17 protein-coding genes are annotated in these 21,268 nt (G+C 70.5%); 9 read left to right on the top strand and 8 right to left on the bottom strand.

The annotated features are described in order from the left end of the window. Positions 1-3 precede the first annotated feature (3 nt). From ABZ260_RS02550 to ABZ260_RS02525, 6 genes are all read right to left on the bottom strand, one after another. Complete coding sequence (locus ABZ260_RS02550; protein ID WP_355554726.1) at positions 4-831, bottom strand: CoA ester lyase; 828 nt, start codon at positions 829-831, stop codon at positions 4-6. Beyond that, positions 831-1,991 carry an acyl-CoA dehydrogenase family protein gene (locus ABZ260_RS02545; protein ID WP_355611965.1) on the bottom strand — a complete coding sequence of 387 codons (1,161 nt, stop codon included), beginning with the start codon at positions 1,989-1,991 and terminating at the stop codon, positions 831-833. The genes ABZ260_RS02550 and ABZ260_RS02545 overlap by 1 nt, the downstream gene beginning before the upstream one ends. A gap of 211 nt (positions 1,992-2,202) precedes the next feature. Next, positions 2,203-2,673, bottom strand: a complete 471-nt coding sequence (locus ABZ260_RS02540) for a VOC family protein (protein ID WP_355611962.1) — start codon at positions 2,671-2,673, stop codon at positions 2,203-2,205. A 9-nt stretch (positions 2,674-2,682) separates the two neighbouring features. Next, the gene (locus tag ABZ260_RS02535) at positions 2,683-3,243 is read right to left on the bottom strand and encodes a hypothetical protein (protein WP_355611959.1); all 561 of its coding nucleotides are present in this window, start codon (positions 3,241-3,243) and stop codon (positions 2,683-2,685) included. 435 nt (positions 3,244-3,678) lie between these two features. Continuing rightward, positions 3,679-4,329 (bottom strand): DUF3618 domain-containing protein, encoded by a 651-nt coding sequence (locus tag ABZ260_RS02530; protein ID WP_355611956.1) that lies wholly within the window; start codon positions 4,327-4,329, stop codon positions 3,679-3,681. Then, positions 4,326-4,724, bottom strand: coding sequence for a phage holin family protein (locus ABZ260_RS02525; protein WP_355611953.1), 399 nt, complete (start codon positions 4,722-4,724; stop codon positions 4,326-4,328). The genes ABZ260_RS02530 and ABZ260_RS02525 overlap by 4 nt, the downstream gene beginning before the upstream one ends. Before the next feature lie 310 nt (positions 4,725-5,034). Here ABZ260_RS02525 and ABZ260_RS02520 point away from each other — a divergent pair, with 310 nt between their 5' ends. From ABZ260_RS02520 to ABZ260_RS02510, 3 genes are read left to right on the top strand one after another with little or no spacing between them, the layout of a single operon-like run. Continuing rightward, positions 5,035-6,636 (top strand): NERD domain-containing protein kinase family protein, encoded by a 1,602-nt coding sequence (locus tag ABZ260_RS02520; RefSeq protein ID WP_355611950.1) that lies wholly within the window; start codon positions 5,035-5,037, stop codon positions 6,634-6,636. Positions 6,637-6,694: 58 nt separating this feature from the next. Next, on the top strand, positions 6,695-7,291 hold the full coding sequence (locus ABZ260_RS02515; RefSeq protein ID WP_355611946.1) for an RNA polymerase sigma factor: 597 nt from the start codon (positions 6,695-6,697) through the stop codon (positions 7,289-7,291). Beyond that, positions 7,284-8,477: a CU044_5270 family protein gene (locus ABZ260_RS02510; protein ID WP_355611944.1), complete on the top strand. Its 1,194-nt coding sequence runs from the start codon at positions 7,284-7,286 to the stop codon at positions 8,475-8,477. The genes ABZ260_RS02515 and ABZ260_RS02510 overlap by 8 nt, the downstream gene beginning before the upstream one ends. A 7-nt stretch (positions 8,478-8,484) precedes the next feature. Here ABZ260_RS02510 and ABZ260_RS02505 read toward each other — a convergent pair whose 3' ends face one another. Further along, a complete protein-coding gene (locus tag ABZ260_RS02505) occupies positions 8,485-9,423 on the bottom strand; it encodes a YegS/Rv2252/BmrU family lipid kinase (protein ID WP_355611941.1) in 939 nt (312 codons plus the stop codon). 84 nt (positions 9,424-9,507) lie between these two features. Beyond that, positions 9,508-12,201, bottom strand: coding sequence for an immune inhibitor A domain-containing protein (locus ABZ260_RS02500; RefSeq protein WP_355611938.1), 2,694 nt, complete (start codon positions 12,199-12,201; stop codon positions 9,508-9,510). 379 nt (positions 12,202-12,580) lie between these two features. Here ABZ260_RS02500 and ABZ260_RS02495 point away from each other — a divergent pair, with 379 nt between their 5' ends. From ABZ260_RS02495 to ABZ260_RS02470, 6 genes are all read left to right on the top strand, one after another. Then, positions 12,581-13,942, top strand: coding sequence for an FAD-linked oxidase C-terminal domain-containing protein (locus ABZ260_RS02495; protein WP_355611935.1), 1,362 nt, complete (start codon positions 12,581-12,583; stop codon positions 13,940-13,942). 212 nt (positions 13,943-14,154) lie between these two features. Continuing rightward, positions 14,155-16,089 carry a protein kinase gene (locus tag ABZ260_RS02490; protein ID WP_355611932.1) on the top strand — a complete coding sequence of 645 codons (1,935 nt, stop codon included), beginning with the start codon at positions 14,155-14,157 and terminating at the stop codon, positions 16,087-16,089. Between the two features lie 298 nt (positions 16,090-16,387). After that, positions 16,388-17,398, top strand: a complete 1,011-nt coding sequence (locus tag ABZ260_RS02485) for a nitronate monooxygenase (RefSeq protein ID WP_355611929.1) — start codon at positions 16,388-16,390, stop codon at positions 17,396-17,398. 153 nt (positions 17,399-17,551) lie between these two features. Then, entirely contained in the window at positions 17,552-18,211 is a 660-nt protein-coding gene (locus ABZ260_RS02480) for a TetR/AcrR family transcriptional regulator (RefSeq protein WP_355554753.1), read from the top strand. A 47-nt stretch (positions 18,212-18,258) separates the two neighbouring features. Then, a complete protein-coding gene (locus ABZ260_RS02475) occupies positions 18,259-19,791 on the top strand; it encodes a carboxyl transferase domain-containing protein (RefSeq protein WP_350955894.1) in 1,533 nt (510 codons plus the stop codon). Between the two features lie 2 nt (positions 19,792-19,793). Then, positions 19,794-21,268: biotin carboxylase N-terminal domain-containing protein (locus ABZ260_RS02470; RefSeq protein ID WP_355611926.1), on the top strand; the 1,475-nt coding region annotated here is incomplete at its 3' end.

Here is a 21,268-nt window from a genome sequence, read left to right as displayed (position 1 = left end):
ACGTCAGGATAGGAGGCGGCGGGCGGCCCTTACCACCGCCTCGTCGACCATCTGGCCCCTGGCGTCGGTGACGACACCTGATCCGGACGCCTCGAAGCGGGCGATCAGGTCACGAGCCCGGTCGAGCTCTTCCTCCGAGGGGGTGAACACCTCGTTGACGACGGCCACCTGGGCCGGATGGATGCAGGCTCTGCCGCGGAAACCGAGGCGTTTCAGGGCGAGGGTGGAGACGCGCAGGGCGTCGAGGTCGCGGAAGTCGGTGCTGACCGGAGCGAGGGGCGGGGCGAGTCGGGCCGCCGCCGAGGCCAGGACGACCTGGGAGCGAGCCCACAGCAGCTCACGCTCGTCGGGGCCGGTCTCGACCGCGAGGTCCGCCCGGAGATCGGCCTCGCCGATCTGCAGGCGCGCGACACGGGGCGCCCTGGCGATCTCGGGGGCCGCCAGGATCGCGGCGGCACTCTCCAGCAGGGGGCACACCACGATGGAGCCGCCCGGCACTCCCTGGGCCGCCTCGGCGGCGGTCAGCACGGCATCGACGGCCTCCAGTTCGGCGGCCGACTCGGTCTTGGCCACGCAGACCCCGCGCACCCCGGGCAGGGCGACCGCCCGCAGGTCGTCGTGTCCGGCCGCGCCGGGATTGATCCGTACGTAGATCTCGGGGTTGTCGGGGCCGAGCTCGCGCAGCCACGCGGTGACAGCCGCGCGGGCCGCCGCCTTGTGCACGGGCAGGACCGCGTCCTCAAGGTCCACGATCAGGCTGTCGGCTCCCCTGCCGAGCGCCTTGGCGAGTTTTTCGGGCTGGTCACCTGGTACATAAAGGGCAGATCGCATCACCATCCGACTTTAGCGGCACCCGAGATGAGGGATCTCGCGATGACCATCCGCTGGATGTCGTTGGTGCCCTCGCCGATGGCCATCAGGGGCGCGTCGCGGTAGAGGCGTTCGAGGACGAACTCCTGGGAGTAGCCGTAGCCGCCGTGGATCCGCATCGCCTCCATGGTGGTGCGCAGCGCCACCTCGGACGCGAAGTACTTGGCCATCGCGGCCTCGGAGTTCACCGCACCGTTCTCGGAGCGGACCGCCGCCCAGTAGGTCAGCAGCCGGGCCGCCTGGATGTCGGTGGCCATGTCCGCGAGCTTGAGCTGGATGGCCTGGAAGTCGGAGATGGGCCGGCCGAAGGCGTGGCGCTCACGCGAGTAGCTCAGCGCGGCGTCGTAGGCGCACTGGGAGACGCCGACGGCGCGGGCCGCTATGTTGACCCGGCCGAGTTCCAGGGCGGACAGCGCCTGCTGCATGCCCCGCCCCTCGACCCCGCCGAGCAGTGCCGAGGCCGGGACGCGCACGTCCTGCAGCACGATCTCGCAGGTCTCGGTGCCCTTGTAGCCGAGCTTGGGCAGGTCGCGGCTGACCGTGTAACCGGGAGTTCCCGCCTCGACCAGGATGAGGGACATGCCTCGGTGCGCGGGGTCGGTGAGCGAGGTCTTGACCAGCACGGGCATCGGGTCGGCGTGCCGGGCGTTGGTGATCCACGTCTTGGTGCCGTTGATCACGTAGTGGTCGCCGTCGCGGACGGCCCGCGTCTGGATGCCCTGCAGGTCGGTGCCGGCCGCCGGCTCGGTCAGCGCGATGCCGGTGCGGCGGACACCGGTGGCCAGGTCCGGGAGGTAACCGCTTCTCTGCTCCTCCGTGCCGTAAGTGGCGATCATCCAGGCGGCCAGGGAGTGCGAGCCGAGCACCCCGGCCACGCCCATCCAGCCACGCGCGATCTCCTCGAAGACCAGGGCGAACGACACCCGGTCCAGGGCCAGCCCGCCGTACTCCTCGGGGATCGTGATCCCGAACAGCCCCATCCGTTTGAAGCCCTCGACGATCTCCGTGGGGTAGCGGCCGGTCCGCTCCCACTCCGGGGCGACCGGCACGATCTCCTTGTCGACGTACTCCCGCAGGGTCCGGCGGAACAGCTGCTGTTCCTCGTTGAGCTCGAAGTCCATCACGAGGTCCTTTCCGGAAAAGCGGTCCCGCGGAGGGGGAGCGGGCCGGTCCTGGCCTGCGGGAGATACTTCACCAGGTGGCGCAAGGACATGATCTCGCACCGTCCCGGCCGGGGCCACGGGCCCCCGCCGGAACCTTCCGGTGATCACGGGAAGGATCCCGCTCGGCGCGGCCGCGCCAGGCCTGCCGCCGCTCCGGCAGGCGGGCCTCTCAGGCCCCGTCCCGCCCGGGGGCGAAGCCGGGGGCCGGGCCTGATCGGTAGACGCCTTCCGGGCCCACCTGGGCGGCGTGGACCTCCTCGTCCGGAGCGTACAGCCGGATCTGGACGCCGTCGGGGTCGACGAAACCCAGCGCGTGGCCGGAGGAGGCCCTGATGATCGGGCTGTGCGGGATGCCGAGGTCGTCGAGGTGGGCGACCCAGGCGTCGAGCCCGGAGAGGGTGACCTGGAGCGCGAAGGGGTCGGCGTCGAAGAGCGCCCTGGCCAGGTCCAGGTTCTGGCGCAGCGCGATCTGGAAGGCGGCGCCGGGGACCTTGAAGCTCATGCCCCTGATCACGCCGTCCTCGTCCTCGAAGCTGGTGTGGTGCTCCAGCCCCAGGACGCGTTCGTACCAGGAGCGGCTCCGCTCCAGGTCGCTCACCCAGATCTTGAGGTGGTGCACACCGGTCAGTGCGGCGTTCAACGCGTCTCCTCAGGAGTCCGGCGTCGTGGTGACGGTCGTGCTGAAACGGTGGTTGCAGAATCTCTCGCGCGCCTCCCGCCGGCTGAAGCGCCGCTCGGACTCCTTGCGGTCGAGCCCTTCGAAACTGTCGAAACCGAGTCTGGTCACGCCCTTGCCCCCGGTGGGGGCGGTGAGGACGACCCTTCCCCGGTGCGGGATGTGGCTGCCCGCGGCGCACCAGACACCGTCGGAGTGCTCGCGGCAGCGTAGGACGGCGACCCGCTTGCCGGCGGCGTCGAGCAGCACCGCCCTGGTGGGGCCTCGCCCCGCGGGAAAGCGGCCCCCCACCCAGAAGGTGCCCCAGTAGGGGGCAAAGGACGGGGTCAGGGTCATGAAGTAGTCAAGGGTGTAGGAGACCTGCCTGCTCGGGGCCGCGGAGGGCGTGGCCCTGGCCGCCACCTCGATACCGATCAGTGGTTCGGCCTGGCATTTCCTGGTCACGCTGACACAACTGGCCTGGGCGCGGGGCAGCGGGGAGAGGGCCACCGCGATGAGAGCGAGGCCTGCGGCGATCCCGAGAGCGTGGCGCATGAGACCTCCCGTGTTGTCCTGCCCTGAGAACGCTACATGCGCTCGGGCACGCATGTGCCTGAGTCCGGATACTTCGCCTTTCGCTATGAAAACGCGGCCTGGCCGGTGCAGGCCGATGCGAAGGTCCGGGCGGAGCGAAGGCGGTTTCGCGGGACATCAGCGGTGGGAAGGTCCGGGCAGGCGGAGAGGAGGGGGTCCGCCGCCCGCCCGGAAACGGTCAGATTACCCCGGCAGACATGAGTTTGGCTCGCCTGGGCGCACGGGTATTGGCCGGATCTCCGGAGATCCGGCGGTTCGCATCGTTCCCGGCGGTGCCGAGGACCGCTCGGAGCACCCCACCGGCCGGTCAGCCCGAGGGCCCCCAAGGCGGTTTCGAGGGCTTCGGGCCGCCCCCCGTGAATCGTCGGGGACGGCCCTGCCGGTGTCGCCGGACGGCTACCGCTTCCTTCCTCTCCGCAGGACCCGGAAGACGACCAGGGCGAACGCGGCCACCGCCGCGATCGTCAGAACGGGGCGCTTGCCCGCCTCGGCCGTGACCTTCTCCGCCGCGTCCTTGATCTCTGCGGGGGTCACCTCCTTGACCCGGCCGACGACCTCGGGAGCCGCCTCCTTCACACGCTCGACCATCTCGGTGGCGGTGGTGGCGGTCGCCGCTCTCGCCTTGCGCAGGTCCTCCCCCACATGGGCGGCGGTCTCCTGAAAACGGCCCTTCACATCGGTCTTGTGCACCAGTGCCTCCACAGTGTCGCCAAGTTCGCGGCGGGCGTCCTCGATGTCCCGCCGCACGGTTTCCACGTCGCTCTCGTCTTTTGTGATGATCTTGCCGGTCTTCGTCTCGCCGACACCGGTGTCGACGTAAGGTGCGACGTCGGCGGCCGCGTTCTCCGCGAGCCGGGGCGTGCCGTCGCGCTCGGACTCCGGAACGCCGAGATCCTCGCCGGGCGTGCCGTACGGCTGCTTCGGCGGGATGTTCAGCGACTCCCTCTCGTCCGGCGTTATCGGGGCACCGACCCTTTTCCTCCGGGATCCGGTGATCCCTGCCTCGGCCCGGGAGCGGTCGGGTCCGCCCGGGTCTGTCTCAGTCATCGGTGGGCCCTCTCCTTTACCGCGTAGATGTCGTCCCTGACGCTCTCGATGGTCCGCGCGGGAGTCGGCGGGGACGCCTCGGCGACCTGGTGCTTGCCGGAGAACCCGAGCACACCGGCCAGGGCCAGCAGCACCACGCCCACGACCGCCGCGGCCACCCAGGCGGGCATCACGTACGCGAGGAGCAGGATCACCGCGGCGACCAGGGAGCCTGTCCCGAACAGGGCCACGACTCCCGCCCCGCCGAACAGCCCCGCGCCGATTCCGGCGTGCCTGCCCTTTTCCGTCAGTTCCGCCTTGGCCAGACGGAGTTCGTCCCTGACCAGACGCGAGACCTGCTCCGACATCTGCCGGATCAGCTCGGACGTCGGCAGTGACTCCTTGGTGTTGACCATGGATTGCCTCCTCCCCCTACAGGAAAGGACGCCTACCCTGTCCCACCGCGGCAAACATCCGTCCGGCGGCGGTGTTCACCGGAGCCTCAGGGGTAACACCGCCCCACGACCACGACCCGCAGGAGCGGCGGCACCGCCCGCACCCCTGACGTGCCGGACACGTCGATCACGTCTCCCGGCCAGGACTAGGCCATGATCATAGGGAGGCCCGCGTGTCCGAGTGGTGGAAAAGTAAAGGTACGGGCGAAGATGAGCCTCTTGAGATACTGCGTGGCACGATGAGCACGATCAGGAAGGCGGCACGCTAGAGATGGCACAGATCGTCGGCGGCGGAAGCCCGGTCAACGACGCCGAGCGACGGGTCATCGCACACCTGCGAGACAGCGCCCCGCCAGACTGGCTGCTGCTGCACAACATCGAGGTGCCCCGCGGCGACGACACCTTCGAGGTGGACGTGATCGTCCTGACCGGCCACTCGCTCTGCGTCATCGACGTCAAGGGCACCCGGGGCAGGATCGAGGTCGCGGGGAACCGCTGGTTCCCGCTGCGGCGGGAGGCGTTCGGCTCCCCTGTCGCCAAGCTGCGCGGCAACGGGCGCGCGCTCAAGGGGCTGCTCACCCAGGAGCGGCGCGAGCTGGACCGGGTCTACGTCGACAGCCTGGTGGTGCTCACCGGGGCCGACGCGGAGCTGGTCGACCCGGCCGGCCGCGACTCACGCCACGTCACCGACCTGGCCGGGCTTGTCGGCACGCTGAGTGACGCCTCCCGCGTCAGACGCGGCCACACCACGGACACCGCGCCGTACGGCACCGCGATCATCGAGGCGCTCAACGGGAGCGTGCGACGCTCCACGGCGCCGCCGCGGTTCGGCAGCTGGGAGGTGGAGGAGCAACTGGGCGGCGACAACCGGGTCACCGAGTATCGCGCGATCAACGCGACGGTTCCCGGCAGCGAGACGGTTCTGCTGCGCGTCTATCGGGCCGACCCTCTGGCGGAGGAGGAACCGAGGGCGGCCGAACGGCGGCTGATCACCAACGCCTACCAGGCTCTCACCAGGATCCCGGCGCACCCGTGCGTGGTGCGTGCCCGTGACTTCTTCGCCATCGACGACGAGAGCAGGTTCGTGCTGGTCCTCGACGACGTGCACGGTCAGGCGCTGCACCTGCACCTCACCGCCTCCCCCCGCACGCTCTCCACCGCCGCCCGGCTGGACGTGGTGGAGGACATGCTGCTGGGCCTGGCCCACGTGCACGCCAACAACGTGATCCACCGGGCGCTCAGTCCCGCGTGCGTGCTGGTGACGGAGAACGGCCGGGCGATGCTCACCGGGTTCGACTACGCCAAGCCCGGCCCCCGCGCGCACACCGTCGCCAACGAACTGCCCAACGTGCTCGACACCCACTACGCGGCCCCCGAGTGCCAGGCCATGCCCGAGCGGATGACCGCCGCCTCCGACGTGTACGCGGCCGGGGTGATCGCCTTCCAACTGCTGACAGGGGAGCTCCCACCGGCCAATCCCGACGCCGAACCCGCTTCCAGTGAGGCGTCCGCCGAGATCATGGACCTGCTCCGGCGCATGCGCGACCACGCGACGTACAAGCGCCCGGACGCCGCCGAGGCCCTGTCCGACCTGCGACGGGCGCGGCGCCCCCGCCCCGCGGCCCTCACCGCGCCGGATTCCGGCGCGTCGGCCCCCCTCCCTCAGGTCCCTGGTACGGCGAACACCGGTGTGGCGGCTCCCGGACGCCCGGAAGGGCCCGAGCCGGAACGCCACCGGCGAGACGCCCACGCGCCCGCGCGGAACGGGGAAGCGCGCGAGGAGAGCCCGCGTGACAGGAGCGGGCCGGGACAGGAGCCGCTGCTCGACAGGCTCAGGATGAGGTTCCGGCGTATCACCGGAAAACAGTCGTGAAGGCGAACCGGGCCCGCGACGGAGTAGGGGTGTAACCCATAGAAGGGACACCCGGCACATGGCCGCTCCCCCTGATGCGCCGACGAGAGTCGACGACGCCGCGCTGATAGAACGGTCGCGGCACCGTCCCGACCTGTTCGCGATGCTCTACGACCGCTACTTCGTCGAGATCCACCGCTACGCCGCCGGACGGCTCGGCTCGCAGATCGCCGACGACGTCGCCGCCGAGACCTTCCTGGTGGCGTTCCGTAGACGGGAGACGTTCGACCCCACCAGGGGGACGGTGCGGCCCTGGCTGTACGGCATCGCCACCAACCTGGTCGCCCAGCACCGCAGGAGCGAGACACGCAGGCTGGAGGCGTTCCAGCGGGCACCCGTCGAGGGTGAGACCGACGAGGGATACGAGGAGCGGGTGGCCACCCGCCTCGCCGCCGCGGGCGTGCGGGGGCCGCTCGCGTCGGCGTTGAGCGGCCTTTCCGACGGCGACCGCGACGTGCTGCTGCTGGTCGCGCTCGCCGATCTCAGCTACGAGGAGGTCTCGCAGATCCTCCACATCCCTTTCGGCACCGTCGGCTCCCGGCTCAACCGGGTGCGCAGGAAGCTACGCGCGGCGCTGGGCGGCGTCAATCCCATGATCGGAGGCTCCGATGGATGACCTGACCGCGGTCCGGGACCTGCTCGCGGAGCCGGAACCGTCCCGCGAAGTGATCGCGGCGGGCCGGGACCGGCTCCTGGCCGCCATGCCGTCGCCTCAGGGGCCGCCCGGAGATCGAAGGCTCCTGCAGGCACGGCGGGGCCGCAGGGCGGCCTGGTGGACGGCCCTGGGGATGGGGTTGGCCGGGACCGCCGCGGCCGCGGCCCTGGTGATCACCTCGTCGACCGCCGCCTCGCCGACGCCGCTCCCGCACCTGCCCGCCCCCGGCACGCAGGACACCGGGGCCGAGGCGAGACAGGTCCTGCTGGCCGCGGCCACCGCGGCGGCCAGGGCACCGGCGGAGGGCGCCTACTGGGTCACCCGCACCGTCCGGGGGAACCAGCGCGTCGCGCCGAGTGCCGGCTATCTCATCCTGCAGAGTCGCGCCGAGGAGATGTGGCTGTCGCGCGCACGCGACGGGCAGAGCTGGAGGATCAGCCAGTACCTCGGCGCGAAACCGGCGACTCCCAAGGACGAGGCGGCCTGGCGGAAGGACGGCTCCCCCGACCGCTGGCTGTTCGCGGACGGCGCGCTGACCGGCGGCTATGTCTCCGCCGAGGACAGGATCGAGTCCAAACCGGGAGAGCGGGAGGCGTCCCGCCTGCGCGGCAAGTGGAAGGGGTCGGCCGGCTACCTGACCAAGGGACTGCTCACCTGGGCCGAGGTGCGCGCGATACCGGACACCCCGGAGAAGTTGAGGATCTACCTGAACGGGCGTGGCAAGGAGTTCACCGCCGAGTCGCCGGGGGCCGAGAAGGCCGAGAAGCAGGTGGAGCCGTGGCTGCTGGAGGACTGCGTGCAGTTGCTCACCTCGCTCCCGGTCACCCCCGCGACCCGCGCGGCGGCCTATCGGCTGCTGGCCTCCCTGCCGGGGATGACGTCGGAGGGGGAGGTCGTCGACAGGCTCGGCCGGGTCGGCCAGGCGATCTCCTACCCGGTCAGCACCACCACACCACAGGGCGAGAGCAAGGTCTACGGAACCAACCGGTTGGTGATCGACGTGTCGAGCGGGCTGCCGCTGTCGCGGGAGCGGGACGGCCTCGACCGGCTCCGGGACGGGCGGACCTACAAGGTCACCTCGTTCGCCGTGTACGAACGGATCGGCTGGACCGACGACCTGCCCGACCTGCCCGACCGGCGCGACTGAACGCGGCTCAGGAGTCGACGAAGTCTTCGGGGACCATCACCCGCAGCCCGTTGGGGACGGTGCGGATCGTGATGGGGGTCATCAGGCGGACCTCGCCGTCGACGTCGGCGGCCAGCGGCGGGTCGGTCTCCAGATGCATCTCGCGCCCCACCACGAAGGGACCTCCCGCGAGGCTGCGCCAGCGGCCGCTGCCGGCCCGGATCATGGTCTCCACCAGCAGGCGCAGCCGCTTGCCCGAGCCGAGCTGGTAGGCGACCAGGCGGCCGTTGTCGATGCTGATGTCCTTGGCGACCTGCCAGCCGCCGTGGAAGCGGCCGTTGGCGATGTTGAGCTGGTGGGTGAGCAGCTCGTGGCGGCGGCCGTCCACGGTGAGGAAGGCCCGGAACGGCCGGTGGCCCGGCAGGACCGTCAGTGCCGTGAGCGGGTAGGCCGCGCGGCCGAGGAGGCGTTTCACCCCGTGCCTGACCTTGCCCGCCACCTCCACCGACACCCCGAAGCTGGCCAGGTTGGCGAACTCGCGGTCTCCGGCGATGCCCAGGTCGATGTCCGCGACCTTGCCGGTGCGCAGCACCTCGATGGCTCCGGCGAGGTCGAGGGGGACGCCGAGGCTGCGGACGAAGTTGTTGGTGGTGCCCAGGGGCAGCACGCCGAGGGCGACGTCGCGGTGGGCGACGTGCTTGACGGCGGAGCTGAGCGTGCCGTCGCCACCGCCCACGACGAGCAGGTCGGGCCCCGCGGCCAGGGCCTCCTCGATGATGGCGCGCAGACGCTTGGGATCTTCCACGGGGAAGAAGCGGATCGATCCGAACCTCTCGGCCCGCAGCGCGCGGACCACCTCCGGGTAGTGGCGCCGGCCTCGGCGCGAGCGCGTGTTGACGACCACGCAGACCCTGCCCTCGGTCCTGATGGCCTCGGTGTGCTCGGCCTTGCTTCGAAGCTCTCCCACGCTGCCCCTATCCGATCGGGTGCCTGCCCGTTCAAATGGTATGGCCCCGCCGTCGGTGACAGCGGGGCCATACTCCTGCGGGGTTTACTTCTTGGGCGGGGTGACCTGAACGATCGCGCCGAGGTTACCCGGCAGCGGGGTGACGAGCTTGAGCTTCACGCCCAGCGCCTTGCCCTCGTCACCGGGGTTTCCGGAGCCGAGGACATGGCCGCCGCCCATGTCGGTCCCGTACCAGTCGTTGGCGGGGGTGCCGTCGGCGTTGACGACCCGGGTGCTGTACAGCTGGTCGCCCGCCGACGGTACGACCGTCGAGGCGTCGAAGTCGCGGTAGTACAGGCTGGTGCCGCGCGCCTCGAAGCCGGGGTACCAGGTCTTGGCGTCGGTGAACTCCGAGACTCCCTTCAGCCCGTCCACCTTGGTGCAGTACGTGCTGAAGGGCTCGTCCGGCCCCTCGATGCAATCGGTGAAGGGGTAGGTCTTGGCGAAGGAGAAGGCGGCGTTCGAGCTCTGCACGCGTCCCGACATGTTCTTGAGCGTGGTGGGATCCTTCGTGGCCGCCACGCCGGTCCGCCGCAGCGGGTCGAAGTGGGAGTCGACCAGGATCAGGCTGCCCTTGGAACCGATGCTCGGCGCCAGTTCGAGGTTGTTGGCCACCGAGTTGTTGGTGTAGTTCGAGTCGCGGTACCAGACGAGCAGGCCGGGGGCGTTGTACTTGACCTTCTCCACCTTCCACGCGCCGTCACGCGAGTAGTTGGTGGTGTAGGTGTACTGCAGGCCCTTGTCGAACCCGTCGAGGTTGCGCCACTCGGCCAGGTAGAAGCGGGAGACCTCCCGCGTGCCGTCGTTGAGGGCCCAGCCCTGGCCGTTGGTGTTGTTGAAGCTGCCGCCGGTGGCCGTCCAGCCGTTGAGGCCGCCCTCCAGGTCGTCGCTCCAGACGGTCTGGGTGCCGTTGGTGAGCGCGAAGTCGTCGGCGTGCCAGCCGCGCGGGGTGTAGGCCGCGTCGGTGTTGTAGGTCAGGCGGATCTTGATGTTCTTGCCGGCGAACGGCGTGAGGTCGACGTAGTCGTGCCGCCAGCCGTTGGTGGCGCCGGTGAGGCCGTACTTCTTGTCGCCGAACGCGGCGAGGTTCCCGTTGGGGTCGGTGTAGTCGTCGTCGGTGGAGACCAGGGCTCCGCCGTCGGTGTAGACCTTCTGCTGGCTCCAGGTGGCGCCGCCGTCAACGGAGGTCTCGATGAAGCCGAAGTCCCAGTCGTCCTCGATCTCGTAGTTGTTCCAGAGCCAGAACTTCAGGTCGGTCCCCGCGGGCACCTGAACGTCGCGGGCGATCTTGACGTTGGCCCACTCCTGGTCGAAGTTGGACCAGAGCGTCTTGGTGCCGCTGTGCGGCTCGACCATCGTGACCGGCGGGCTGTCCAGGTTCACCCGGACGCCGTCCTCGGTGAGCTTGGGCGTACGCGAGGCCTGGCCGATCGTCACCGCGCGGGCGCGGTCACCGGGGTTGAAGACCTTGGGGTTGGCCCAGCCGAGGACCCACTTGCTCCAGATGCTCATGTGGGTGGGCATCGACTGGAAGATCGGGCCGCTGTGTGATCCGCTGGACATCAGGTCCCAGAAGTCCACCGCGGAGGACGCCTGGCCGCTGGTGTCGTAGAGGTCCGGAAGGCCCAGGTCGTGGCCGTACTCGTGGGCGAAGACACCGACGCCGGAGTCCTCGGGCTGCACGATGTAGTTGGAGATCTTCACGTTCTTGCCGGGCACCTGGTAGCCGCCGGCCACCGCGCTGGAGTGTGCCCAGATCGCGTAGGTGCCCTCGGCGCCGCCGTCGGAGGACTTGTCCTTGCCCGCGTGGACCAGGACCAGGTGGTCGACCACGCCGTCGGGCTCGGCGAAGTTCCCGTCGCCGTCGGCGTCACCGACGTCCTCGAGGTCGTAGTCGGCCCACGGGAAGTTCGGGTCGGCGGCGGCCAGGGCGTTCACCGCGTCGATGGCGAGCTGGCCGGCCCCGCGCGGGTTGTCCGGGTGGCCGCTCATGTCCTGTACCGGCTGGCCACAGGCGCGCGCGCCGTAGTATGCCTCGGAGTGCGGGACCTTGATCCACGGGCTTGCCTGCCCGGTGACCGTGTAGGCGCCCTTGGACATCTCCTCGTACATGTTCTTCAGGGTGTGCTTGGAGATGTCTATGCCCTTGCGGCCGTCCCGCGGGTCGGTCAGGTCGGTGCGGACGCGCTGGGTGATGCCCCCGGTGCTGTAAAGCATCTTGTTGAAGTGGTCGGGGCTGAAGTCGGGCACCCAGAAGCTGTTGTTGTCCTTGTGGGACAGCGTGGCCGGGTTGGGGATCTTGTTGTGCAGCGGGCCGTTGAGCCGCGTGCCCGGCGGCTCGGTGACGCACTCGGCCGGGTCCTCGCTGGTCACGCTCGCCGGACGGGAGAATCCGGAGAAGTCGTCGTTCGCCTGGTCGTTGAACTCCACCAGCAGGGTGAGGAGCTTGGCCGTCTTGGGGGTCTTCGCCTTCTTGAAGAGGAGGTCCGCGGGGTTGAGCCCCGTCCTGATCGCCTCGGCCTCGCGGGCGGCCAGCACCCGCGCGGCGACGGGGTTGCCCTCGGAGTACTTCCGGTCGATCTTCCTGGACGGACCGGTCTTGCGCGCCTTGGCCGACGGCACGGCCGGGTCGCCGACCTCCGGCTCGTCCCTGGGCGGCGCGTAGTTGATGTAGTAGTCGGCCGCGGTCGGCTGGTAACGCGCGACCGAGGAGTCGCTATCGGCCGACGCACCGCTCACAGCCAGTCCCGTGACGGCCAGGCCGAGCACGGGAACTATCGCGAGAAGGCGTCTGGGAGCGCCTCCTCTGCTGAATCTGCCGGACAACGTGTCCCCTCCCTGCACCCGGGTTTACCGGATGCGGACATTTCCGGCGCGCCGGATGAGCGCACCGAACGGGGACGTTAGACGAGAAGGTAAAGCCAGAGTCAAGACGCCAAATGATGTTGTAAAAATGAAATAAAGTGTCTTTTACTGGTAATGGTGGTGATTTTCACTACGCTCCGGCTCGGCGCCGCCTGAAACCGCCTCCGAAAGCCCCTTGAGGTGCGGAATTGGCGTATGGGGGGTTCGGCGTACCGCCGAACACTCGCTCGGGACCAGGCCGTACAGTCCACTTGTGACCGCTATCTCCGAACTTGTCGCCGCGCTCGCACCGGAGAAGGTGCTGACCGACTCCGACGTGACCGACTCCTACGCCCGGGATCGAACCTTTCTTGAGCCCGGCAAACCGCTGGCCGTGGTGCTCGCGCACACCAGGGACGACGTGGTCGCCGTGATGAGATGGGCCACCCGTCACCGAATCCCCGTGGTGCCCCGGGGTGCCGGCACCGGCCTGGCCGGCGGGGCGACCGCCGTCGAGGGGTGCGTCGTGCTGGCGCTGCACAGGATGGCGGCCATCAGGGAGCTGTCCCCCGACGACGAGATAGCCGTGGTCGAGCCGGGGGTCATCACCGCCGACCTGGACCGGGCCGCCCGCGAGCACGGGCTGATGTACGCCCCCGACCCCTCCTCCTACGAGATCTCCACCATCGGCGGCAACCTGGCGACCAACGCGGGCGGCCTGCGGTGCGTGAAGTACGGCGTGACCCGCGACTCGACGCTCGGCCTGGAGGTCGTGCTCGCGGACGGGCGGGTGATCAACACCGGTCGGCGCACCGTGAAGGGCGTGACGGGGTACGACCTGACCGGCCTGTTCGTCGGCTCCGAGGGGACGCTCGGGGTCATCACCGCGGCGACGGTGCGGCTGCGCAGAGCGCCGTCGGTCTACCCGGCGACGATCGCGGCCGAGTTCACCTCCCTCAGGGAGGCCGCCGCCGCCGTCTCCGCGATCATCGCGGCCGGGTGCCAGCCGTCCCTGCTGGAGCTGCTCGACCGGAACACGCTCAAGGCCATCGACGACTGGCGGAACATCGGGCTGGAGGAGTCGACCCGGGCGATGTTGATCGCGCAGTCGGACGCGGTGGACGGCCCGGCCGTCTCCGAGCGCATGGCGGAACTCTGCACCGCCAACGGCGCGGCCTTCGTGGCGGTGTCGTCGTCGGCGCAGGAGGCCGAGCAGCTGATCGAGGTCCGCCGGATGGCGTACGAGGCCAAGGAGCGGCTGGGCAAGTGCCTGGTGGAGGACGTGTGCGTACCGCGCTCCCTGCTGCCTGACATGATCGAGAAGATCGAGGCGATCGCGGCCAAGCACGGCGTGCTGATCACCACGGTCGCCCACGCGGGCGACGGCAACCTGCACCCCGTCTTCGTCTTCGACAGGACCCTGAGCGAACCGCCGCCCGAGGTGTGGGCGGCGGCCGACGAGCTCTTCAGGGAGACCCTGAAGATGGGGGGCACGCTCACCGGCGAGCACGGCGTCGGGCTGCTGAAACAGCGCTGGCTGTCCATGGAGACCGGGCCGGTCACCGAGGAGATCCACCGCGGGATCAAACAGGTCTTCGACCCGCTCGGCATCCTCAACCCCGGCAAGGCCATCTGAGCGGGTTCCCACCACACCGGGTGGGAACCCCGCAGATCCCGCCCCACCAGGGCAAAAGATGGGACCTCCGCGGATTCCCGTCAGATTCCCGTCAGACCGAGCACGGGATTCCGCGGCTCCTCGGATCTCCATGGCCGTTCACTCCCCTCTCACGCTGGTAGCGTTCTGCCCCACATAAACCATTTTTTTGGGTTTTGTCGGGGGGGCATCTGGTGGAACCACTAACAACGGAGGATCCCCCGCGCCTGGGATCGTTCGAGCTGACCGGACGGCTCGGAGAGGGCGGGCAGGGGATCGTCTACCTCGGACGGGGGCCTGAGGGCGAGCAGGTCGCCGTCAAGCTTCTCCACCACGGACTGGTCGGCGACCCCGAGGCCAGGGCGCGCTTCCTGCGCGAGGTGTCGGTCGCGCAACGGGTGGCCCGGTTCTGCACCGCCTCCGTGCTCCACGCCGACCTCGCCGGCAGCCGTCCGTACATCGTGAGCGAGTACGTCCCCGGCCCCTCCCTGCGCCAGCTGGTCGACAGTCAGGGGCCGCGGCGCGGTGCCTCCCTGGAACGTCTCGCCGTCAGTACCGCCACCGCGCTGTCGGCGATCCACCGCGCGGGCATCCTGCACCGTGATTTCAAGCCCGCCAACGTGCTGATGGGTCCCGAGGGCCCGGTGGTGATCGACTTCGGCATCGCCAGGGCGCTGGACTCCCCGGGGATGACCGCGACCGGGGTCGCGATGGGCACCCCTTCCTATCTCGCGCCCGAGCAACTCGGGGCGGGCGAGGTGACACCCGCGGCCGACGTGTTCGCCTGGGGCGTCACGATGGTCTTCGCCGCGACCGGCAGGCCCGCGTTCGGCCAGGACTCCATCCCCATCGTGATCAACCGGATCCTGAACACGGAGCCGGAACTGGGCGCGCTGGAGGGAGAGCTGCGCGAGCTGGTCACGGCCTGCCTGTCGAAGGACCCGGCACTGCGCCCCACCGCCGAGCAACTCGTCAACCGTCTGATGGGCACCGCCCCCACCACCCCGGTCCGGCGTCCGGCCCCCCTCCCCGGCCCTGTGCCCGGTCACGTGCCCGGTCCCGGTCACGTGTCCGCGGCGGCCACGCGACAGAGTGGGCAGCGTCAGGACGGACCACCGACGGGCGGACCGGGAGGCACCGCGCTGGGACACGTAGGACCGGGACACGTAGGGCCGGGAAACGGCGGACCGGGACACGGCGGACCGGGACACGGCGGCCCCGGGCGGGCCGGGGAGCCTGGTGAGAGGAAGCCGCGCGGGCCTGTGGGGCTCCTGCTCACCGGGGTGGCGGTCGTGGCCGCGCTCGGCGTGACCGCCGGGACCGTGGCGGTCCTGCAGAACGACGAGAAGGCCACGATGGCGCGAGCCGGAGCGGCATCCATCGCGGCGGAGACCCCGGCCCCCGACCCGGCGGCCGTTCCCGGCGATCCGCCCACGGCCGGGAAAGAGGCTTCCCGGCCTCCGGAGAACAAGGAACTCCTCACGATCACGCCCCACCCGTCCCGGCCGATCGCGCGGCCGTCATCCCGGCCGGCCGAGAACCCGAGCCGCGCGGCGGAAGCGCCGACGGGGAAGCCGAGCAGGCCCCCCTCCCGGACCTCCAGCCCGGCGGCCACCACCGCCAAGCCCACCCCGCCGGCGGAGCAACCGGGCTCGGCGGAGCCGAGCGACATCGTCAAGCCCTCATCGGCTCCCGAGCCGACGGCCAAGCCCACCGCCACCTCGCGACCGACCTCGACGGTGAAGCCCACCGTCAAGCCCACCGTCAAGCCCACCACCAAGCCGAGTCCCGCCCCTCAGAAGCCCAACCCCTATACGGCCACCGGCGTCTGCGGCAGCGGCTACAAGGTCATCAACTCCAAGGCCCTGGGCAGTGTCGCGACGATCTACCTGCTCTACAGCTCCGCCGCGGGCAAGAACTGCGTCGTCACCATGTCCAGGTATGTGATTCCCGCCAAGATCTCAATGAACGCGACACTTCAGGTGCAGGGCGGCTCCAGCGGGAGCAACCCCGGCAAGTTCACCGTCTACGCGGGCCCGGTACGCCTGTCCGGGGCCAAGAAGTGCGTCATCTGGGGAGGCTCACACGGGTCGCTGTCCTGGAAGAGCGGCTGGAGCCACTGCGGCTGAGCACGAGGACTGTCGCATGCTCCTCGGTGACCCGCGTGAGCGTCCCGCCCACGACCAGGACGATCGCGGCATCCGGTCGGCCCGGAGCCGGCAGGAGATCTCCAGGCGGCTCCGCTCGGAGACGCCGGGGTATGTCTTCAAAGCCATGGATACGGCCGTCCTGACCTGTGCGCAGTGGCGTTTGCCGGGTACCTGGCGCTCCAGGTACTTGATCTGGATTTACCGTGAACTCGCGAGTGGGATGTGTTGATCGGCGGCATAGGTTTTCCAGACCATGGAGTGCTGAGAGGAGAAGCCGATGCCTGATCCGATGCCGTGGCCGTCCAGGCTGCCGATCGTCCAGGCTCCGATGGCCGGCGGGGCGTCCACGCCCGAACTGGCCGCCTCCGTGTCCGGCGCCGGAGGTCTGGGATTTCTCGCGGCCGGTTACAAGACGGCCGCGCAGATGCGGCAGGAGATCGAGCGGACGCGTGAACTCACGTCTCGTCCGTTCGGAGTGAACGTGTTCATGCCTACGGCCGACGAGGCCGATCAGGCCGAACTCGGTGCCTATGCGCGAGCCATCGAGGGGGAGGCGCGGCGGCTTGGCACCGAGCTCGGGGTCCCGCGCGGCGGCGACGACGACTTCACGGCCAAGATCGAGGATCTGCTCGCGGATCCGCCCGCGGTGGTGGGATTCACGTTCGGCTGTCCCGAGGACGAACTCGTCCGGGCGTTCCGCCGCAAGGGGACCGCGGTGATGGTCACCGTGACGTCGGTGGCCGAGGCCCGGCTGGCCTCGGCCGACGCGTTGTGCGTCCAGGGAGAGGAAGCGGGCGGGCATCGGGGGTCGTTCGCCAACACGGACGCAGAAGGAATGGGCCTGGACCGCCTGCTGCCCCGGATACGTGAGGTGTCACGGCTTCCCCTCATCGCGGCCGGCGGTATCGCCTCGGCCGCCGACGTCTCCCGGGTCCTGTCCGCGGGAGCGGTCGCGGCCGCGGCGGGCACCGCCTTCCTCCTCTGTCCCGAGAGCGGCACCGGCGCGGTCCACCGCGCGGCGCTGACCGATCCGCGCTTCACCCGGACCGCCATGACCAGGGCCTTCACCGGACGTCCGGCGCGTGGCCTGGTCAACCGGTTCATGACGGAGTACTCCGGCCGGGCGCCCGCGGCCTATCCGCAGGTCCATCACCTGACGGCGCCGCTGCGGCGCGCCGCCGCGGCACAGGGGGACGCCGAGGCGCTGCACCTATGGGCCGGAACCTCCTGGAACCGGGCGCGACCCGTACCGGCGGCGCGGGTCACCGTGGACCTGGCCGCGATCTGAATCGGTCAGAGCCGGGCTCGATCAGCGGTGTCGACGGGCGGGACGGCTCCGGCGCCGTCGGAGCCGGCAGCCGCGGCCTCGCCGGAGTGAGGGCGACATCGAATCCATCCCGGCCTCTGGCAGGCGGATGGGTTCTGGGTTACCGTAACTGACGTGATCGTCAAGTCTGAGACGCTCAGCACCCGGGGCCGGCGCACGCGAGCGGCGCTCGTCCAGGCCGGACGGGAGATGTTCGAGGAGCGAGGCTACGACGCCGTGCGTGTCGACGACGTCTGCGCGCGCGCCGGTGTCTCACACGGCACCTTCTACACCTACTTCGGCTCGCGCGAGGAGCTGTTCCGTGAGGTGGCGGCCACCGTGGTGGGCGAGATGTTCACCGCCAGCGTGGTCGGGCCCAGCGCTCCCGACGACCCGTACGCCCGCATCGAGGCCGCCAACCTGCTCTACCTGCGCGCCTGGGCCACCAACTCCCGGCTGGTAAGGATGCTGGAGCAGGTCGCGATCGCCGACGAGGGGTTCCGCGGCCTCCTGCTCGAGTTGCGCGAGGTCTTCGTGCGGCGCGGCGCGGAGGGACTGCGCCGCCTGCAGGAGCAGGGCCTGGCCGATCCGTCGCTGGACCCCCGGCTGACCGCCGTGATGCTGGGCGGGATGGTCGAGCACTTCGCCCACGTCTGGCTCGACCTCGGCGAGCACGCCGACGAGCGGACCGCCGTAACCATGCTCTCCACGCTCTGGGCCCGGGCCATCGGCCTGACGCCCGCGAGCCGGGGCAACAACATGACGCCAACGTCAATAAAGGAGGCGGGTTCGTGAGCCGGCTGGACACCTCCGGTGACGACTACCTGGCCCGGCGCGACGCGATGCTCGCCAAGCTGGCCGAGCTCGACGCCGAGCAGGCCAGGGCGGTGGCCGGCGGCGGCGAGAAGTACGTCGACCGGCATCGCGCGCGGGGCAGGCTGCTGGCCAGGGAACGGATCGAGCTGCTCGTCGATCCCGACTCGGCGTTCCTGGAGCTCTCACCGCTGGCGGGCTGGGGCAGCGACTTCCCCGTGGGGGCGAGCGTGGTCACCGGGATCGGGGTGGTCGAGGGCGTCGAGTGCGTACTCGTCGCCAACGACCCGACGGTGCGGGGCGGCTCGTCCAACCCGTGGACGCTGCGCAAGACGCTCAGGGCGGCCGACATCGCCTTCGAGAACCGGCTGCCGCTGATCAATCTGGTGGAGTCCGGCGGGGCCGACCTGCCGACCCAGAAGGAGATCTTCATCCCCGGCGGCCGGATCTTCCGCGACCTGACCCGCCTGTCGGCGGCCGGGATCCCCACGATCGCCCTGGTCTTCGGCAACTCCACCGCCGGCGGGGCGTACGTACCGGGGATGAGCGACCACGTGGTCATGGTCAAGGAGGGCGCGAAGGTCTTCCTCGGAGGGCCGCCGCTGGTCAGGATGGCCACCGGGGAGGAGTCCGACGACGAGTCGCTGGGCGGTGCCGAGATGCACGCCCGGGTCAGCGGGCTGGCCGACTACCTGGCCGCCGACGAGCACGACGCGCTGCGGATCGGGCGGCAGATCGTCAGGGGCCTGAACCGGCGAAGGCTCGGTGCCTCCGCCGGGGCCGTGCGTGACCCGCTGTACGACGAGGACGAGCTGCTGGGCATCGTGCCCGAAGACCTGAAGATCCCGTTCGACCCGCGCGAGGTGATCGCACGGATCGTGGACGGCAGCGAGTTCGACGAGTTCAAACCCCTGTACGGCGGGAGCCTGGTGACCGGGTGGGCCCGCCTGCACGGCTACCCGATCGGGATACTGGCCAACGCCCGGGGGGTGCTGTTCAGCGAGGAGGCGCAGAAGGCCGCGCAGTTCATCCAGCTCGCCGGCCAGGCCCGCACACCGCTGGTCTTCCTGCAGAACACCACCGGCTACATGGTCGGCAAGGACTACGAGCAGGGCGGCATCATCAAGCACGGCGCCATGATGATCAACGCGGTGTCCAACTCGACGGTCCCGCACCTCACGATCGTCATGGGCGCCTCGTACGGAGCGGGCAACTACGGCATGTGCGGCCGGGCCTACGACCCTCGTTTCCTGTTCTCCTGGCCCAGCGCGAAGTCGGCGGTCATGGGGCCCGCCCAGCTCGCCGGAGTGCTGTCCATCGTCGGCAGGGCCGCGGCCCAGGCCCGGGGGCAGGTCTACGACGAGGAGGGCGACGCGGCGATGCGCCGGATGGTCGAGGCGCAGATCGAGGCCGAGTCGCTGCCGTTCTTCCTCTCCGGCCGCCTCTACGACGACGGGGTGATCGACCCCCGCGACACCCGGACGGTCCTGGGCCTGTGCCTGTCCGCCGTACACAACGCCCCCGCCCCGGAGCCCGCGGGCTTCGGCGTCTTCCGGATGTGACCATGCCCGCGAACATGCCCGCGAACATGCCCGTGACCGCCTCGCCGATCCGCCGCCTGCTCGTCGCGAACCGGGGTGAGATCGCCCGCCGCGTCTTCCGTACCTGCCGCGACCTCGGCATCGAGACCGTCGCGGTCTTCTCCGACGCCGACGCCGACGCCCCGCACGCGGCCGAGGCGGACCACGCGGTGCGGCTCGGCGGTGTCAGACCCGCCGACACCTACCTGTCGGTGGAGAAGATCATCGACGCGGCCCGCAGATCGGGGGCGGACGCGGTCCATCCCGGCTACGGCTTCCTGTCGGAGAACGCCGCCTTCGCGCGGGCCGTGCGGGACGCCGGCCTGACCTGGGTCGGTCCACCGGCCGAGGCCGTCGCCGCGATGGGCTCCAAGATCGAGGCCAAGGAGCTGATGGCGGCCGCGGGGGTCCCGGTGCTGCCGGGATTCACCACGGGTCCCGGCCACTCGACGGACGACCTGGAACGGGACCTGGACGCCGTGTTCACCCCGATGGGCGGACCCCTTCCCCTGCTGGTGAAGGCGTCGGCCGGGGGCGGCGGGCGCGGGATGCGCGTCGTACGGCTGACCGGCGACCTGCCGGAGGCGGTCGAGTCGGCGCGCGCCGAGGCCGCGTCGGCGTTCGGGGACGGCACGGTATTCGTCGAGCCCCTGTTGGAGGGCGCCCGGCATATCGAGGTGCAGATCCTGGCCGACGGGCACGGGACGGTGTGGGCGCTGGGCGAGCGGGAGTGCTCGATCCAGCGGCGGCACCAGAAGGTGATCGAGGAGACCCCCTCTCCGGCGATCTCCCCGGCGACGCGGGCGCGGCTGCGCGACGCGGCGGTCACGGCCGCGCGGGCCATCGACTACGTCGGCGCCGGAACCGTCGAGTTCCTCGTCAGGGGCGACCTCGTCAAGGGCGACACGGTCGCCTTCCTGGAGATGAACACCCGCCTGCAGGTGGAGCACCCGGTGACCGAGTGCGTCTACGGCGTCGACCTCGTCGAGCTGCAACTGCGGATCGCCGAGGGCGCCCGGCTGCCCGCGTCACCGCCCGAGCCGTCCGGGCACGCCGTCGAGGCGCGCCTGTACGCCGAGGACCCGGCCCGCGACTGGCTCCCGCAGAGCGGAACCCTGCACCGCCTCGAGATCCCCGGCGTGGACTCCCGCTTCGCGCCCGCGTCCGGCGGGCGGCACGGACTGCGGCTGGACTCCGGCGTCGAGGACGGCTCGGTGATCGGGGTGCACTACGACCCGATGCTCGCCAAGGTCGTCTCCTACGGCGTGAGTCGCTCCGACGCCGTGCGGAGGCTGGCCTTCGCGCTGGCGGGCGCGCGGATCCACGGCCCCGTCACCAACCGGGACCTGCTGGTCGAGGTCCTGCGCCATCCGGCGTTCCTCGCCGGGGAGACCCATACGGGTTTCCTGACCGAGCACGGCCTCACCGGACCGGCGCCCGGACGGCAGACCGCCGGAGC

It is taken from the genome of Streptosporangium sp. NPDC006013 (assembly GCF_040614275.1).
Lineage (GTDB): Bacteria > Actinomycetota > Actinomycetes > Streptosporangiales > Streptosporangiaceae > Streptosporangium.
Note: the sequence above shows the minus strand (reverse complement) of the source record. Positions and strands in the feature narration are given on the sequence as shown.

Coding starts and splice junctions, on each gene's coding strand:
- ABZ260_RS02525 (WP_355611953.1), bottom strand. CDS start 4,724: ATGGTCAACACCAAGGAGTCACTGCCGACGTCCGAGCTGATCCGGCAG.
- ABZ260_RS02485 (WP_355611929.1), top strand. CDS start 16,388: ATGCCTGATCCGATGCCGTGGCCGTCCAGGCTGCCGATCGTCCAGGCT.
- ABZ260_RS02530 (WP_355611956.1), bottom strand. CDS start 4,329: ATGACTGAGACAGACCCGGGCGGACCCGACCGCTCCCGGGCCGAGGCA.
- ABZ260_RS02550 (WP_355554726.1), bottom strand. CDS start 831: ATGCGATCTGCCCTTTATGTACCAGGTGACCAGCCCGAAAAACTCGCC.
- ABZ260_RS02475 (WP_350955894.1), top strand. CDS start 18,259: ATGCTCGCCAAGCTGGCCGAGCTCGACGCCGAGCAGGCCAGGGCGGTG.
- ABZ260_RS02545 (WP_355611965.1), bottom strand. CDS start 1,991: ATGGACTTCGAGCTCAACGAGGAACAGCAGCTGTTCCGCCGGACCCTG.
- ABZ260_RS02520 (WP_355611950.1), top strand. CDS start 5,035: ATGGCACAGATCGTCGGCGGCGGAAGCCCGGTCAACGACGCCGAGCGA.
- ABZ260_RS02515 (WP_355611946.1), top strand. CDS start 6,695: ATGGCCGCTCCCCCTGATGCGCCGACGAGAGTCGACGACGCCGCGCTG.
- ABZ260_RS02510 (WP_355611944.1), top strand. CDS start 7,284: ATGGATGACCTGACCGCGGTCCGGGACCTGCTCGCGGAGCCGGAACCG.
- ABZ260_RS02535 (WP_355611959.1), bottom strand. CDS start 3,243: ATGCGCCACGCTCTCGGGATCGCCGCAGGCCTCGCTCTCATCGCGGTG.